12 protein-coding genes are annotated in these 15,581 nt (G+C 68.2%); 8 read left to right on the top strand and 4 right to left on the bottom strand.

The window, feature by feature from the left end:
• Window positions 1–5 precede the first annotated feature (5 nt).
• On the top strand, window positions 6–506 hold the full coding sequence (locus tag ACZ44S_RS20995; protein WP_466931234.1) for an LppU/SCO3897 family protein: 501 nt from the start codon (window positions 6–8) through the stop codon (window positions 504–506).
• A 96-nt stretch (window positions 507–602) separates the two neighbouring features.
• Here ACZ44S_RS20995 and ACZ44S_RS20990 read toward each other — a convergent pair whose 3' ends face one another.
• Window positions 603–2,069, bottom strand: a complete 1,467-nt coding sequence (locus ACZ44S_RS20990; RefSeq protein WP_466931232.1) for a CCA tRNA nucleotidyltransferase — start codon at window positions 2,067–2,069, stop codon at window positions 603–605.
• A gap of 199 nt (window positions 2,070–2,268) precedes the next feature.
• Between ACZ44S_RS20990 and ACZ44S_RS20985 the strand changes: the two genes are divergently transcribed.
• The 7 genes from ACZ44S_RS20985 to trxA all read left to right on the top strand — a co-directional run bounded on the left by ACZ44S_RS20985 (window position 2,269) and on the right by trxA (window position 12,033).
• Entirely contained in the window at window positions 2,269–4,659 is a 2,391-nt protein-coding gene (locus tag ACZ44S_RS20985) for a DUF6049 family protein (protein ID WP_466931230.1), read from the top strand.
• A 43-nt stretch (window positions 4,660–4,702) separates the two neighbouring features.
• Complete coding sequence (gene murJ / locus ACZ44S_RS20980; protein WP_466931228.1) at window positions 4,703–7,012, top strand: murein biosynthesis integral membrane protein MurJ; 2,310 nt, start codon at window positions 4,703–4,705, stop codon at window positions 7,010–7,012.
• Window positions 7,013–7,146: 134 nt separating this feature from the next.
• On the top strand, window positions 7,147–8,835 hold the full coding sequence (locus ACZ44S_RS20975) for a protein kinase family protein (RefSeq protein ID WP_466931227.1): 1,689 nt from the start codon (window positions 7,147–7,149) through the stop codon (window positions 8,833–8,835).
• Window positions 8,836–8,863: 28 nt separating this feature from the next.
• Complete coding sequence (gene sigM, locus ACZ44S_RS20970; RefSeq protein WP_466931226.1) at window positions 8,864–9,586, top strand: RNA polymerase sigma factor SigM; 723 nt, start codon at window positions 8,864–8,866, stop codon at window positions 9,584–9,586.
• On the top strand, window positions 9,583–10,497 hold the full coding sequence (locus ACZ44S_RS20965; protein WP_466931225.1) for an anti-sigma factor family protein: 915 nt from the start codon (window positions 9,583–9,585) through the stop codon (window positions 10,495–10,497). The genes sigM and ACZ44S_RS20965 overlap by 4 nt, the downstream gene beginning before the upstream one ends.
• A 193-nt stretch (window positions 10,498–10,690) precedes the next feature.
• On the top strand, window positions 10,691–11,659 hold the full coding sequence (gene trxB / locus ACZ44S_RS20960; RefSeq protein ID WP_466931223.1) for a thioredoxin-disulfide reductase: 969 nt from the start codon (window positions 10,691–10,693) through the stop codon (window positions 11,657–11,659).
• 41 nt (window positions 11,660–11,700) lie between these two features.
• On the top strand, window positions 11,701–12,033 hold the full coding sequence (gene trxA, locus ACZ44S_RS20955; protein WP_103545205.1) for a thioredoxin: 333 nt from the start codon (window positions 11,701–11,703) through the stop codon (window positions 12,031–12,033).
• A 104-nt stretch (window positions 12,034–12,137) separates the two neighbouring features.
• Here trxA and ACZ44S_RS20950 read toward each other — a convergent pair whose 3' ends face one another.
• The 3 genes from ACZ44S_RS20950 to ACZ44S_RS20940 form a co-directional block, all read right to left on the bottom strand.
• A complete protein-coding gene (locus ACZ44S_RS20950; RefSeq protein WP_466931221.1) occupies window positions 12,138–12,755 on the bottom strand; it encodes a GNAT family N-acetyltransferase in 618 nt (205 codons plus the stop codon).
• 316 nt (window positions 12,756–13,071) lie between these two features.
• Complete coding sequence (locus ACZ44S_RS20945; protein ID WP_466931219.1) at window positions 13,072–14,172, bottom strand: ParB/RepB/Spo0J family partition protein; 1,101 nt, start codon at window positions 14,170–14,172, stop codon at window positions 13,072–13,074.
• A complete protein-coding gene (locus ACZ44S_RS20940) occupies window positions 14,169–15,245 on the bottom strand; it encodes a ParA family protein (protein ID WP_190164822.1) in 1,077 nt (358 codons plus the stop codon). Before ACZ44S_RS20940 ends, ACZ44S_RS20945 begins: the two co-directional genes overlap by 4 nt.
• Window positions 15,246–15,581 lie beyond the last annotated feature (336 nt).

Below are 15,581 nucleotides of genomic sequence, written 5' to 3'. Positions count from 1 at the left end.
CCCAAGTGACCACTCCGCCGCCCCAGGGCAACCCGTTCGCACAGGGCCAGCAGCAGCCCTACGGCCAGCCCCAGGGCCAGGCCCCCTACCCGCCCCAGAGCGGCTTCCCGCAGCAGGCCGGCCAGCCGGGCTTCCCCCCGCCGGGGGCTCCCGTTCCGCCACAGCAGGGTCGCAAGCTGAGCTTCAAGACGATCAAGAACATCGTCATTGTTCTGATCGTCGCGGGTGTGGCGATCGGCGGCTACATCGCCAGCCAGGACGACGCCAACACCGCCGCCGTCGGCGACTGCATGCACCGCGGCAGCACGAACGACAACGACCCGGACCTCGAGGTCGTCGACTGCGGTGACACGAAGGCGCAGTACAAGGTGATGGCAAAGATAGAGGGCGACTTCTCCGGCCTCACCGCTCAGAGCAAGTGCGAGGCGGAAGCCAAGGGCTTCCAGTACGTGTACACGGAGACCAACGGCAGCAAGAGCTTCCTGCTCTGCCTGAAGGACAAGTAGGACAGGACGCCGAAGGGCGGTGTTTCACGTGAAACACCGCCCTCGTCATGTTCAGCGGGGTCATGTTTCACGTGAAACATGACCCGTTTCGCGCTGTCAGCCCTGCTGCGCGGCCCACCACTCCTTGAGTGCCGCCACCGCCGCATCGCGCTCCATCGGACCGTTCTCCAGCCGGAGCTCCAGCATGTGCTTGTAGGCCTGCCCGACGGCCGGGCCCGGCTTGATACCGAGAATGTCCATGATCTCGTTGCCGTCGAGGTCCGGACGGATCGCGTCCAGCTCCTCCTGATCCTGCAGCTGCGCGATCCGCTCCTCCAGGCCGTCATACGCACGGGAGAGCGCGGCGGCCTTGCGCCGATTACGCGTCGTGCAGTCCGAGCGGGTCAGCTTGTGCAGTCGGCTGAGCAGCGGTCCAGCATCGCGTACGTAGCGGCGGACGGCGGAGTCCGTCCACTCTCCTGTGCCGTAGCCGTGGAAACGCAGGTGAAGCTCGACGAGACGCGAGACGTCCCTCACCAGCTCGTTGGAGTACTTCAGCGCCGTCAGACGCTTCTTCGCCATCTTGGCCCCCACCACTTCATGGTGGTGGAAGGAGACACGGCCGTCCTTTTCGAACCGGCGCGTGCGGGGCTTGCCGATGTCGTGCAGCAGGGCGGCCAGCCGCAGGGTCAGATCGGCACCCTCCTCCTCCAGCGCCATCGCCTGCTCCAGGACGATCAGCGTGTGCTCGTAGACATCCTTGTGGCGGTGGTGCTCGTCCCTCTCCAGGTGCAGAGCCGGCAGCTCGGGCAGGACGTACTCAGCGATCCCGGTGTCCACGAGCAGTGACAGGCCCTTGCGGGGGTGCGCGGACACGATCAGCTTGTTCAGTTCGTCGCGTACCCGCTCGGCGGACACGATCTCGATGCGCGCGGCCATCTCCTTCATCGCCGCGACAACCTCGGGCGCCACCTCGAAGTCGAGCTGCGCAGCGAACCGGGCGGCCCGCATCATCCGCAGCGGGTCGTCGGAGAAGGACTCCTCAGGCGTACCTGGAGTGCGCAGCACATGCGCCGCGAGATCGTCGAGACCGCCGTGCGGATCGATGAACCGCTTCTCCGGCAGGGCGACGGCCATCGCGTTCACGGTGAAGTCGCGACGGACGAGATCCTGCTCGATGGAGTCGCCGTACGACACTTCCGGCTTGCGCGACGTGCGGTCGTACGCCTCCGACCGGTACGTGGTGACCTCGATCTGAAAGCTTCGGTCGACGCCTCCGACACGCGCGTTCTTCTGCGCACCCACCGTGCCGAAGGCGATCCCGACCTCCCACACGGCATCCGCCCAGGGCCGCACGATCTTCAGCACGTCCTGCGGACGGGCGTCCGTGGTGAAGTCCAGGTCATTGCCGAGGCGGCCGAGCAGCGCGTCCCGCACCGAGCCGCCGACCAGGGCGAGGGAGAACCCGGCCTCCTGGAAACGGCGGGCCAGGTCGTCGGCGACAGGGGCGACCCGGAGCAGTTCATTCACGGCGCGGTCCTGCACCTGGCTCAGGGCACTGGTTTCTTCTTTGGCGTTCGGCACAACAGAAGAGGGTACGTGGCTCGAACGGCCGGAAGCTCCTCCATTACATGCGCGCGGACACCCCCGGCGATACACGGACAAGGCCCACGTCCCCCGATCTTGTGCGCCGGTCCGCGGCACTTCCCCTCAGCGCGCATCGTTACCATGCCTGGACGCACATTCCGACGACCACTGACGACGACGAGGGACGGGCGAGCGCGTGGCCGAGGCGGCAGACTTCCAGGGGACGAGTCCCTCACCTGCCCGCCGCTGGCTGCGGCGCACCGGAGTCCTGCTCGCCGGAGCACCCCTGCTGGCAGGGCTCCTCCAGCTGCCGTCCGCATCGTCGGCGGACGCCGCCGCCACGGACGCGTCGCAGACCCCGACCGGAGCGGGCTCGGTCTCCGTGTCGGTCGACTCCCTGAGCCCCGGCGCACCGACTGACGGCGACACCGTGACCGTATCCGGAACGGTGACCAACAAGGGCAAGCAGACCGTCACCGACGCCCACGTGGGCCTGCGCCTCGGGCCCCTGCTGAACACCCGCTCGGGTATCGACTCCATCGCCAGGAACAGCGACGACGTCCAGGGCACCGTCGGTCCGGAGATCGACGACAAGTACTCCGACAAGTTCTCCGAGCTCACCCCGGGTGTCTCGCAGCCCTTCACCATCTCGGTGCCGGTGGACGAGCTGAACCTGGGGCAGGACGGCGTCTATCAGCTGGCCGTCTCACTCGCCGGGGAGACCTCGGCCCAGCCGTGGGAACAGACTCTCGGCGTCCGGCGGACCTTCCTCCCGTGGCAGCCCGAGGACGCCGGCACAAAGACGAAGACGACGTTCATGTGGCCTCTGATCTCCACCGTCCACATGACGGCGGAGACGGGATCGGACGAGCAGCAGACGCCGGTCTTCCACGACGACGACCTGGCCAAGGAGATCTCTCCGGGCGGCCGGCTGGACCGGATGGTGGCGCTGGGCAAGGACCTGGACGTCACCTGGGTGATCGATCCGGATCTGCTCGCGACCGTCGAGGCGATGACCGACCGGTACGAGATCCCGGGTGAGGGTGACGACAACCTCGTCGGCGCTCACCAGGAAGTCGCCAAGCGGTGGCTCACCGAGGTCCAGGAGGCGGTGGCGGACAAGGAAGTCGTCGCGCTCCCGTTCGGTGACCCCGACCTGGCCTCCCTCGCCCACAACGGCACGTCCGTCACCGGGTCGCTGAGCCACCTCAAGGAAGCCACCGACGTCGCCTCCAGCACCGTGCAGTCGATTCTCCACGTGACGCCCACCACGGACTTCGCCTGGCCCGTCAACGGCGCCGTCGATCCCTCGGTCGTCAGGGTCGCCACGTCCGCCGGAGCGGACAAGGTGATCGCCCGCAGCGACACCTTCGAGGAGAGCGGCCTGACGTACACGACCACCGCGCCCCGCCCCATCGGCGGCGGCACCACGGCCGTCGTCGCGGACGCACGCCTGTCCACCGCGTTCCAGGGCGACATGACCAAGGCCTCCACATCGACGCTCGCGGTGCAGCGGTTCCTGGCCCAGAGCCTGACCCTCGGCCTGCAGACCGACCGGCAACGCAGCGTCGTGGTCGCACCGCAGCGCACGCCTTCCGCGAGCCAGGCGCAGACGATGGCCGAGGCCTTCGGAATCCTCCAGGACGGCACCTGGTCCGAGTCCCAGAACCTCACGGCGGCCGCCAAGGCCAAACCGGATCCGGCAGCCGCCACCAAGGTCCCTCCGGCCTCCTCCTATCCCTCGTCACTGCGCAAGCAGGAGCTCCCGAAGTCGACGTTCGAGCAGATCGCCAGAACGCAGCACAAGCTCGACAAGTTCAAGGTGATCCTCTCCGACCCCTCCCGGGTGGTGACCCCGTTCGGACGCGCTCTGAACCGGGGCATGGCCGTGTCGTGGCGGGGCCGCGAGTCCGAGGCCGCGATCTACCGAAGCGGTGTCGAGTCCTATCTGGACGTGCTCATCAGCCAGGTGAGACTCATCGACAAGTCGGAGACGAAACTCTCCGGCCGGAGCGCCACGATCCCCGTGACGGTCCAGAACAACCTGGTGCAGGGCGTCGAGCACCTGGTGCTGCGGCTCACCTCCACCAACCCGACCCGCCTGGAGATCGGCGGGGACGCCTACGAGGAGCAGCCCGTCACCGTCTCCGGCGGCCACAGCCAGTCGGTGAAGTTCACCACGTCGGCCAACGCCAACGGCCGGGCAACGGTGGTCGCCCAGCTGTACACGCAGGACGGCCAGAAGTACGGCGCCCCCGTCACGTTCGACGTCAAGGTCACCGAGATCACCGCCACAGTGATGCTGGTCATCGGGGGCGGCGTGCTGCTGCTCGTTCTCGCCGGCTTCCGGATGTACACCCAGCGCAAGCGCGCCGCGGCCCGCGACGCCGAGGATCAGGACGGGGAAGGCGAGGCCGACGAGGACACCGACGGCCCACAGAACTCCGAGGCACCCGAGGCGCGTCTCCCCCAGGAGTCCGCGACGGAATCACGGAATGAGGACCCGGAGCAGCCGAGTGACCCGGCGCCGGACACCGCACCGGAAAGCGCCGACCCGTCCGGCACGGGTGAGAGAGTGGACCGTTGAGGATGTCGTGGCCGTGGGCCCGGGACGATGAGGTGGGGTAACCATGAACGCGCCGTACGACGGTGACCGCGGCCATGCCGCGGGCAACTCGGGCCATCCCGAGTCGGACCCCTCCCAGGGTCCGCCGCCCGGGCACGACCAGGTGCCGCAGCCACCCCCCGACGTGTACGTCCAGGACGCCTACGACCAGGATCCCTACCGGGCGCAGGACATCGCCGCCCAGGACCCGGTCGCTGAGGCGCTGTACGACCGCGCCGCGCACCCGCCGCCCCCACCGGGCACCTACCCCCCTCAGCAGCCGCTGTACGGGCAGCCTCCCCAATCGCCGTACGCTCCCGACCCGCGGGTGTGGGCCCCGACGCCCGCGCCCGAGCCGGACGGCCCGACGCAGTACCTTCCGTACGGCGACGACCCGCGCACGACCCAGTTCGTGGGCGTGGACGACCTGGTCGGCCAGGCCGGCGACCAGCGCCACGAACCGGATGCCTTCGCCCATCTCTTCCGCGACCAGCAACAGAGCGGTGCCTTCCCGGATCAGCACCAGGGCGGTGGACACCCCCCACAGCACGGTGGTGGCCACCCTCCCGTGCATGGCGGGCAGCACTACGCACCGGTGCCGGGTCCGGCGTCCCCGTCGCCCGGCCACTACGCGGGTGCCACCCCGCCGCCCGCGGCCGAAGCACCCGTCCCCGAGGCACCTCCCGCCGCGGCGCCGAAGAAGGGCGGCCGTGCCGGAGGACTGCTGAAGTCGAGCGCCGTGATGGCGGCGGGCACGATGGTGTCCCGCATCACGGGGTTCATCCGCTCCGCGATGATCGTCTCGGCGCTCGGCCTCGCTCTTCTGGGCGAGTCCTTCCAGATCGCCTACCAACTGCCGACGATGATCTACATCCTGACCGTCGGCGGCGGCCTCAACTCGGTGTTCGTGCCGCAGCTCGTGCGAGCGATGAAGGACGACGAGGACGGGGGCGAGGCGTACGCCAACCGCCTGCTGACACTCGTGATGGTGGCCCTTGCCGCGCTCACCGCCGTCGCGTGGCTGGCCGCCCCGCTCCTGGTGCGTGCGCTGTCGGTCCCGGTCGCCAGCGACCCCGCGGCCAATGACGTCGCTGTCAGCTTCACCCGTTTCTTCCTGCCCTCGATCTTCTTCATGGGCATTCACGTGGTGATGGGTCAGATCCTGAACGCCCGCGGCCGGTTCGGCGCGATGATGTGGACCCCGGTCCTGAACAACATCGTCATCATCGTCACCCTCGGCACGTTCATCTGGGTCTACGGCACCGCCGCGGACTCGGACATGAAGGTCACCAACATTCCGCCGGAGGGACTGCGGCTGCTCGGCGTCGGCGTCCTGCTCGGACTCGTCGTCCAGGCCCTGGCCATGATTCCGTACCTGCGCGAGACCGGATTCCGTATCCGTCTGCGCTTCGACTGGAAGGGCCACGGGCTCGGCAAGGCCGCCATGCTCGCCAAGTGGACCATCCTCTTCGTCCTCGCCAACCAGGCGGGCGCCCTCGTCGTCTCCCAGCTGGCCACCGCGTCGGTCAAGGACACGAACATCGCCGGCACGGGCTTCAGCGCCTACTCCAACGCCCAGCTGATCTGGGGCCTGCCCCAGGCCATCATCACGGTCTCCCTGATGGCCGCTCTCCTGCCCCGTATCTCGCGCTCGGCAGCCGACGACGACGCCGGTGCCGTCCGCGACGACATCTCCCAGGGACTGCGCACCACAGCCGTCGCCATCGTGCCGGTCGCCTTCGGCTTCGTCTCTCTCGGCATCCCGATGTGCACGCTGATGTTCGGCTCCTCCGGCACCGGCGCCGCCACCAACATGGGCTACATGCTGATGGCCTTCGGCCTCGGCCTGATCCCCTATTCGGTGCAGTACGTCGTGCTGCGTGCCTTCTACGCGTACGAGGACACCCGGACCCCCTTCTACAACACCGTCATCGTGGCCGCCGGCAACGCCGTCGCCTCGGGCATCTGCTTCATCGTGCTTCCGGCCCGCTGGGCCGTGGTCGGCATGTCCGCCTCCTACGGCCTGGCCTACGTGATCGGTGTGGGCGTCGCGTGGCGGCGGCTGCGCAAGCGCCTTGGCGGCGACCTGGACGGCGCCCGGGTGCTGCGGACCTACGCCCGGCTGTGCATCGCCTCCGTACCGGCCGCCCTGCTCAGCGGCGCGGCCTGCTACGGAATCAGCCGGGCACTGGGCCAGGGGGTCATGGGCTCGTTCGCCGCGCTGCTGGGCGGAGGGGCCGTCCTGCTCGGAATCTTCTACGTGGCGGCCCGGCGCATGCGTATCGACGAAGTCAACTCATTGGTCGGTATGGTGCGCGGACGCCTGGGACGCTGAGTCGGGGGGTAGGCGCACAACCATCAACAGCCCCTGTGTGTCGTGCATAGCGGCGGACTGTGGGCACAATTGGTCTCGGCGTCGGACGGGCGCGCAAGGCCGACGCGCAATGGATGGGGAGGCAGGGAACGACGGTGGCGGAACGGAGCACAGCTGCCGTCGACGTGGCAGACAACAGCGGCGAGCAGCCGCTGACCGCAGAGGCGGACCAGTCCACGGCCGACGGGGTGGCCAAGAACCGGGAGCGGGACACGGACAGCGACGAGGCACAGGAGAGCACCGGGGCCGACGGCTCCGAGAAGACCTCGCCGACCGAACTGCACAGCGGTCACAAGCTCGCCAGACGCTACCGCCTCGAAGAGTGCGTCACCCGTCTGGACGGATTCAGCAGTTGGCGTGCCGTGGACGAAATGCTCCGCCGCGCCGTCGGGGTGCACATCCTGCCCGCCGATCACTCGCGTGCCCGTTCCGTGCTGGCCGCGGCCCGCTCCTCCGCCCTGCTGGGCGACCCGCGCTTCGTCCAGGTGCTGGACGCCGTCGAGGAGAACGACGTCGTCTACGTCGTCCACGAGTGGCTTCCCGACGCCACCGAGCTGACCACGCTCCTGGCGGCCGGACCGCTGGAGGTGTACGACGCCTACCAGATGGTCAGTCAGGTCTCCGCCGCCATGGCCGCTGCGCACCGCGAAGGCCTCGCCCATCTGCGTCTCAACCCCAACGCGGTGCTCCGCACCTCGACCGGCCAGTGGCGCATCCGCGGCCTCGCCGTGAACGCGGCACTGCGCGGCGTCAGCTCCGACACCCCGCAGCGCACCGACACCGAGTCCATCGGCGCCCTGCTCTACGCGGCACTCACCCAGCGCTGGCCGTACGAGAGCGATGCCTACGGCATGTCGGGCCTGCCCAAGGACATCGGGCTGATTCCGCCCGACCAGGTGCGGGCCGGTGTTCACCGCGGCCTGTCCGAGCTGGCCATGCGCGCGCTCGCCAACGACGGCGCCACCGCGTCCCGCCACGAGTCGCCGTGCACCACACCGGAAGAACTGGTGAAGGCGATCGGCGAGATGCCTCGCATCCGCCCGCCGGAGCCGGCCTTCACCACGCCGCCCGACTACCAGCGCACCACGTACCAGCAGGGCACCTACGGCCGGCCGGCGCCGCGTCCCGGGGTCGCCCAGCCGACGGCGGTTCCGCCTCCGCCGCTGCAGAGCCGCACGGGCAAGGCGCTCAAGTGGGCCGTCTCGGCACTGCTGATCGCCGCGCTGGGGCTGGGCAGTTGGCAGCTCGCGGACGCGCTCATGGAGCAGGGCGGCAAGGCGGACGACACCAACAAGACCCAGACGACGGAGGGCGACGACAAGAGTCCCAAGAAGCCCGCCAGCAAGCCGATAGCGATCCAGGGCGCACAGGACTTCGACCCGTTCGGCAGCGACGGCTCAGAGAAGCCGGGCGACGTGGGCAAGGTTTACGACAGCGCGCCCGGTACGTACTGGCAGACGGACTACTACCTGAGCACGGACTTCGGACGGCTGAAGTCCGGTGTCGGTGTGATCCTCGATCTCGGCAAGAGCCAGAACGTCGGAAAAGTCACCGTCTCCTTCGTGGGGAACACCTCGGTCGAGTTGCGCGCCGCCTCCGGCGACACACAGCCCACATCCTTCGACGGTTACGCCAAGGTCGCCGAGGGATCCGGTTCCACTGTGGCCCTCAAGCCCCGGAAACCGGTCGAGTCCCGGTACCTTCTGGTGTGGCTGACCGAACTGCCGCAGACCAGTGACGGCAACTTCCGAGGCCGCGTCGTGGACGTCAAGGTGAGCAGCTAGGCCTTCTGCGACAAGGGGAGGACGGCCGATGGCGGACGGCGCCGCATTCGAAGGGGCGAGTGACCAGGAGCTGCTCACTCGCCACGTGGAGGGCGACCCTGATGCCTTCGGGGAGCTCGTGCGCCGGCACCGCGACCGGCTCTGGGCCGTGGCGCTGCGCACGCTGGGCGACCGCGAGGAAGCCGCTGACGCCGTCCAGGACGCCCTCGTCTCCGCCTACCGGGCCGCCCACACCTTCCGAGGCCAGTCGGCCGTCACGACGTGGCTGCACCGGATCACCGTGAACGCGTGTCTGGACCGTGCCCGGAAGGCCGCCTCCCGGAAGACCGCGCCGGTCGACGACACGGAGCGCCTGGAGCAGCTGCTCGAGCCCCACGAGTCCGCCTCGGCGCCCGCGGAACGCAACGATCTGCACCGCCAGCTCATCGAAGCGATGGGCACCCTCCCGCCCGATCAGCGGGCCGCGCTGGTTCTCGTGGACATGCAGGGCTACCCGGTCGCGGAAGCAGCCCGCATCCTCGATGTGCCCACCGGCACGGTGAAGAGCCGCTGCGCTCGCGGCAGAGCCAGACTCCTGCCCCTGCTCACTCATCTACGGCCGGACGGCACCGGTGAGGGCAAGAGAGCGGAGACACGGAACCGGACACCAACGACATCCGTCCCACCCGCAGCGGGCCCCCGGCGACCGGACCCGCAGGACGAAGGATCGAATGACCCGGCCACAGCGAAGGGCGGAGGTGGGCGAGCGTGACGTCGACGAAAGACATGGCGGAGCACCCGGACGTCGCGGAGATCTCCGACCTCACCGAGGGGCTGCTCCCGTCGGCCCGGAGCACGGATGTACGCCGGCATCTGGCGGCGTGCGAACTCTGCGCAGATGTCCATGCCTCACTCGAGGAGATCCGGGACCTGCTCGGCGCGGTACCGGGGCCGCCCCGTATGCCGGACGAGGTCGCGGGGCGTATCGACGCGGCTCTGGCCGCGGAGGCCCTGCTGCACGCCACCGCTCCCGAGCCCGAGACGGTCGGAGAGATCCCGGCCGCCTCTCCCACATCGCCCGACGCCGACCGCGCGCATGTTTCACGTGAAACATCGACGTCTTCGAGCCGACCGACCGGACGTCCTCGCCCCTCCACGACAGGCCCGGGCCGCAAGAACCGCCTCGCGGGCGGGCGCCGACGGATCGCGGTCCTGGGGACCGTGCTCACCGTTGCGGCGCTGGGACTCGGATCGGTGGTGCTGTCGTCCCTGAACGACGACACGGGACCCGACGACGCGCAACGGACGACGGCCTCGGACACCTTCTCCGAGGAGAAGCTGGAGAGGCAGGTCACCGATCTTCTGGCACGGGGCCAGGAGAAGGGCAACGGTTCCAGTTCCCCGCACACCTTCGGACTGGAATCGGAGTCCGGAGCGGCGAACTCCAGGGTTCTCAAGGCGCCCTCGGTGCCGGAGTGCGTCCGCGAGGGCATCGGCCGCAATGATGCCGCCCTCGCCACCGAACAGGGCATCTTCAGGGGAGAGCAAGCACTTCTCGTTGTGCTTCCCGATACGTCGGACGACACCCGCGTGACCGCGTACATCGTCGAGGCGACATGCGTGAGCAACCCGTCCTCGCCCGCTACGGCGAAGGTGCTGCTGAAGCACTCCTACACACGCTGACGATCGACGCTGGGTCCCCACCCTGCGTGGTAGCCCGTACGGTGTGGGCCCTCCCGTGCGAACAAGGGGTTGTAGCCGTGTGCCCGGTCACGGCGGGAATGCCTGCCCCTTAGGATCCGTTGGGTGGGGTGAGAGGTCCGACAACGAAGCTCCCCCGGTCGAACGACGCAGACCAGAGACGAGGAAACAAGCCGTGAGCGACGTCCGTAACGTGATCATCATCGGCTCGGGGCCCGCCGGCTATACGGCGGCGCTCTATACCGCCCGTGCGTCGCTGAAGCCCCTGGTGTTCGAGGGCGCTGTCACCGCCGGTGGTGCGCTGATGAACACCACCGAGGTCGAGAACTTCCCCGGCTTCCAGGACGGCATCATGGGCCCCGAGCTCATGGACAACATGCGCGCCCAGTCGGAGCGCTTCGGTGCCGAGCTCGTTCCGGACGACGTGGTCTCCGTCGATCTGACCGGTGAGATCAAGACCGTCACCGACACCGCCGGCACAGTCCACAGGGCGAAGGCCGTCATCGTCGCCACCGGCTCGCAGCACCGCAAGCTCGGGCTGCCGAACGAGGACGCCCTGTCGGGACGGGGTGTCTCGTGGTGCGCAACGTGTGACGGCTTCTTCTTCAAGGACCAGGACATCGCCGTGATCGGTGGCGGCGACACCGCGATGGAGGAGGCCACTTTCCTCTCCCGCTTCGCCAAGTCCGTGACGATCGTCCACCGCCGTGACACCCTGCGCGCCTCCAAGGCGATGCAGGAGCGTGCCTTCGCCGACCCGAAGATCTCGTTCGTCTGGGACAGCGAGGTCGCCGAGGTCCAGGGCGACCAGAAGCTCTCGGGTCTGAAGCTGCGCAACGTGAAGACCGGCGAGCTCTCCGACCTGGCGGTCACCGGCCTGTTCATCGCGATCGGTCACGACCCGCGCACCGAGCTCTTCAAGGGTCAGCTGGAGCTGGACGAGGAGGGCTACCTGAAGGTCGACGCACCGTCGACCCGCACGAACGTCACCGGTGTCTTCGCGGCCGGCGACGTGGTCGACCACACCTACCGCCAGGCGATCACCGCGGCCGGCACAGGCTGTTCCGCCGCCCTCGACGCCGAGCGCTTCCTCGCCGCCCTCGCGGACGAGGAGAAGCCCGAGCCCGAGAAGACCGCTGTCTGACCCCCACCCGCCCCACGCACCAACCAGTTAAGGAGCCCGCCGTGGCCGGCACCCTGAAGAACGTGACCGACGATTCCTTCGAGCAGGACGTCCTCAAGAGCGACAAGCCCGTCCTGGTGGACTTCTGGGCCGCCTGGTGCGGCCCGTGCCGTCAGATCGCTCCGTCCCTCGAGGCCATCGCCTCGGAGTACGGAGACAAGATCGAGGTCGTCAAGCTGAACATCGACGAGAACCCGGGTACGGCCGCCAAGTACGGCGTCATGTCCATCCCGACCCTGAACGTGTACCAGGGTGGCGAGGTCGCCAAGACCATCGTCGGTGCGAAGCCGAAGGCCGCGATCGTTCGCGATCTCGAGGACTTCATCGCCGAGTGACGGCTGTCCGCCCTCCGGCGGTACATGTTTCACGTGAAACACGAATGGGCCGGCCCTGGTGGGCCGGCCCATTCGCACGAAGTGCGGAGCGGCTAGGCGATGCGTCAGAGCGGGCGCAGTGCAGGCTCCTTCTGCACGGCTCCGAGCAGCCGGTCCAGCGCCATCTCCACGTCTTCCTTCCAGGAGAGTGTCGTCCTCAGCTCCAGCCTGAGCCGGGGGTATGTGGGGTGCTGGCGCACCGTCTTGAATCCCACGGCCAGGAGATGGTCGGCGGGTAGGACGCAGGCCGGTTCCTTCCAGCGTGCATCGCCGAAGGCTTCGATCGCCTTGAACCCGCGGCGCAGCAGGTCCTTCGCCACCGTCTGCACCATCACTCTCCCCAGACCCTGGCCCTGGTACCCCGGCAGGATGAACGCTGTCATCAGCTGCACGGCATCGGGCGACACAGGGCTGGTGGGGAACGCCATGGAGCGGGGCACATAGGCGGGTGGGGCATAGAGAACGAAGCCCACGGGGACGTCGTCGACATAGACGACCCTTCCACAGGATCCCCAGTCCAGCAGGACGGCTGAGATCCACGACTCCTTCTCGAGGGCGGCGGTTCCCGCCTTTACCGCTGCCTCGCCGCTGACGGGGTCACGCTCCCAGAAGACACACGAGCGGCAGCGCTGGGGGAGGTCCTGAAGGTTGTCCAGCGTGAGCGGTACGAGCCGACGGCCCATGAAGGCTGTTCCTCGCTTCCTTCGCCCGCTGCCTCGCGGGCGGCTGTCAAGGCGCTCCGTTCTCTGAGCAGGCTGCCGACGAAGCCGCTGACGGCGCCCACCCCCAGTCCCGCATACAGCAATCCGGTGCGGCTCGTCATTCGCATGGCCCCTGCCTTGGTCTCAGAGGTACTGCCGGGAGGATGCGCCATATCCGAACGCATCGTATCCATGAAGCGATTCCGCCGATACCGCCAAAAAGCAAAGGGCGGTCCGTGTCCGGTACACATCGGACACGGACCGCCCTCCTCAGCTGATCGGCTGGACCGCCGACGGCTCAGGACTCGGTCTCCACGGAGTCGTCGTCCACCAGACTCTTCTGCAGAACGGGCCCCTCACCCGGGGCGAGTGTGCCGAGGATGCGCTCCAGGTCCTCCATGGACGCGAACTCGACGGTGATCTTGCCCTTCCTCTGTCCCAGGTCGACCTTCACCCGGGTCTCGAAGCGATCCGAAAGACGCGTCGCCAGATCACTCAGTGCCGGGGACACCAGAGCGCCGGCACGCGGACCCTTGGAGCGTTGAGCCTTCTGGGGCCGTGAGCCCATCAGGGTCACGATCTCCTCGACTGCACGCACCGACAGGCCCTCGGCCACGATCCGGTGGGCCAACCGGTCCTGCTCCTCGGAGTCCTCGACGGACAGCAGGGCGCGTGCGTGTCCGGCGGACAGCACCCCTGCGGCAACCCGGCGCTGAACGGTCGGAGAAAGCTTCAGCAGACGCAACGTGTTCGACACCTGCGGACGAGACCGGCCGATGCGGTCCGCCAGCTGGTCGTGCGTGCAGTTGAAGTCCTTCAGCAACTGGTCGTAAGCGGCCGCTTCTTCCAGCGGATTCAGCTGAGCGCGGTGCAGGTTCTCCAGCAGCGCGTCCAGGAGGAGCTTCTCGTCGTCCGTCGCCCGCACGATGGCAGGGATGGCCTCCAGCCCCGCCTCGTGACAGGCCCGCCACCGCCGTTCACCCATGATGAGCTCGTAGCGCCCAGGCCCCACCTGCCGTACGACCACGGGCTGGAGGAGACCGACCTCCTTGATGGAGGTGATGAGCTCGGACAGAGCATCCTCGTCGAACACCTCGCGCGGCTGCCGCGGGTTCGGCGTGATGGCGTCGAGGGGAATTTCGGCGAAGTGAGCACCCATGGGCGGAGCTGGCACGGCCGCGGCACCCATCGCCGAGGACTCCTCTGTTTCACGTGAAACAGGGGGCAGCGTCGCCACCTTCGCTGCGGCCACCCCACGCTCGTTCGGCAGCACCGGGACCGCCGCAGGAGACGTGGAAGCCGTGCCCCCCAGCGAGGCCGGCGGCACCGTCTTCTCAGTCGGGGCAGCAGGGATCAGAGCACCGAGACCACGGCCCAGCCCTCTCCGTCGATCACTCACTGGACGCCCTCCACCATGCTCGGATCATTCTGCTGTGCGCCGATGTGCGCCTGCGCTGCGTCATACCTCACGCCGACACCGCGCAGCGCGATCTCTCGTGCCGCCTCGAAATAGGAGAGGGCACCGCTCGATCCAGGATCGTAGGTCAATACCGTCTGCCCGTAGCTAGGAGCCTCCGAGATACGGACGGACCGAGGGATGCTGGTCCGCAGGACCTCATCACCGAAGTGGGTGCGCACCTCGTCGGCGACCTGGGACGCGAGCCGCGTCCGGCCGTCGTACATGGTGAGCAGGATCGTCGATACGTGCAGGGCAGGGTTGAGGTGTCCCCGCACCAGGTCGACATTGCGCAGCAGCTGCCCCAGACCCTCCAGCGCGTAGTACTCGCACTGGATGGGAATCAGGACCTCCTGGCCGGCCACCAGGGCGTTGACCGTGAGCAGGCCGAGTGAGGGCGGGCAGTCGATGAGGATGTAGTCCAGCGGCTGTTCGTAGGCCTGGATGGCCCGCTGCAGCCGGCTCTCCCGCGCCACCAGTGACACCAGCTCGATCTCCGCACCGGCGAGATCGATGGTGGCGGGTGCGCAGAAGAGTCCCTCGACATCGGGGACCGGCTGGACGACCTCTGCCAGTGGTTTGCTCTCCACCAATACGTCGTAGATGGAGGGAACTTCAGCGTGATGGTCGATCCCCAGGGCTGTGGACGCGTTTCCCTGAGGGTCAAGGTCGATCACCAGGACACGGGCACCATGCAGGGCAAGTGACGCGGCAAGGTTGACCGTCGTCGTCGTCTTGCCGACCCCGCCCTTCTGGTTGGCAACCACGATGACGCGGGTCTGCTCGGGCCGCGGCAGGCCCTCACCGGCACGGCCCAGAGCCTCCACCGCCAGTTGGGCAGCACGACCGATGGGAGTGTCGTCCATCGGAGGCGGTGTTTCACGTGAAACATCCGCCCCCGTCGATTCGGTACGGGGACCGGGGACCGGGTCGGTCATCGGTCCCGCGATGTTGGCGTCGGACCGCAAGGATTCACTCTCCTCGACTTCAGGCTCGCAATGAACAGAGCCTCCCATGCCTTCGGGGTGGTGAACCAGTGAGGCCTGACGTTCTGTGGAGAAATCCACCTCTGTGGACAACTCCGTGCCCCTCGGGGAGGCCGATGTCTCATCGGGACCGGGGTCCTCTCCGAGCGAACCGAGAGGTTTCCGGTCACGGGGTTCGGCCGCAGCGCGGCCCCGACTGATGATGCCGTGCAGCAGTGAGCGACGTTTCACGTGAAACACGATGCACAGCAGCTGAGGCGGCACTGCCGCGACACTCCGGCATGCATGGGTTTGGCAGCTTGTGTGGAGTACGTCTGGCCCTCAGGGCAGGCCATGCTTTCACCGGACTGCCCCTCGTCGGACCCG

This window comes from Streptomyces malachitofuscus (assembly GCF_055571035.1).
Note: the sequence above shows the minus strand (reverse complement) of the source record. Positions and strands in the feature narration are given on the sequence as shown.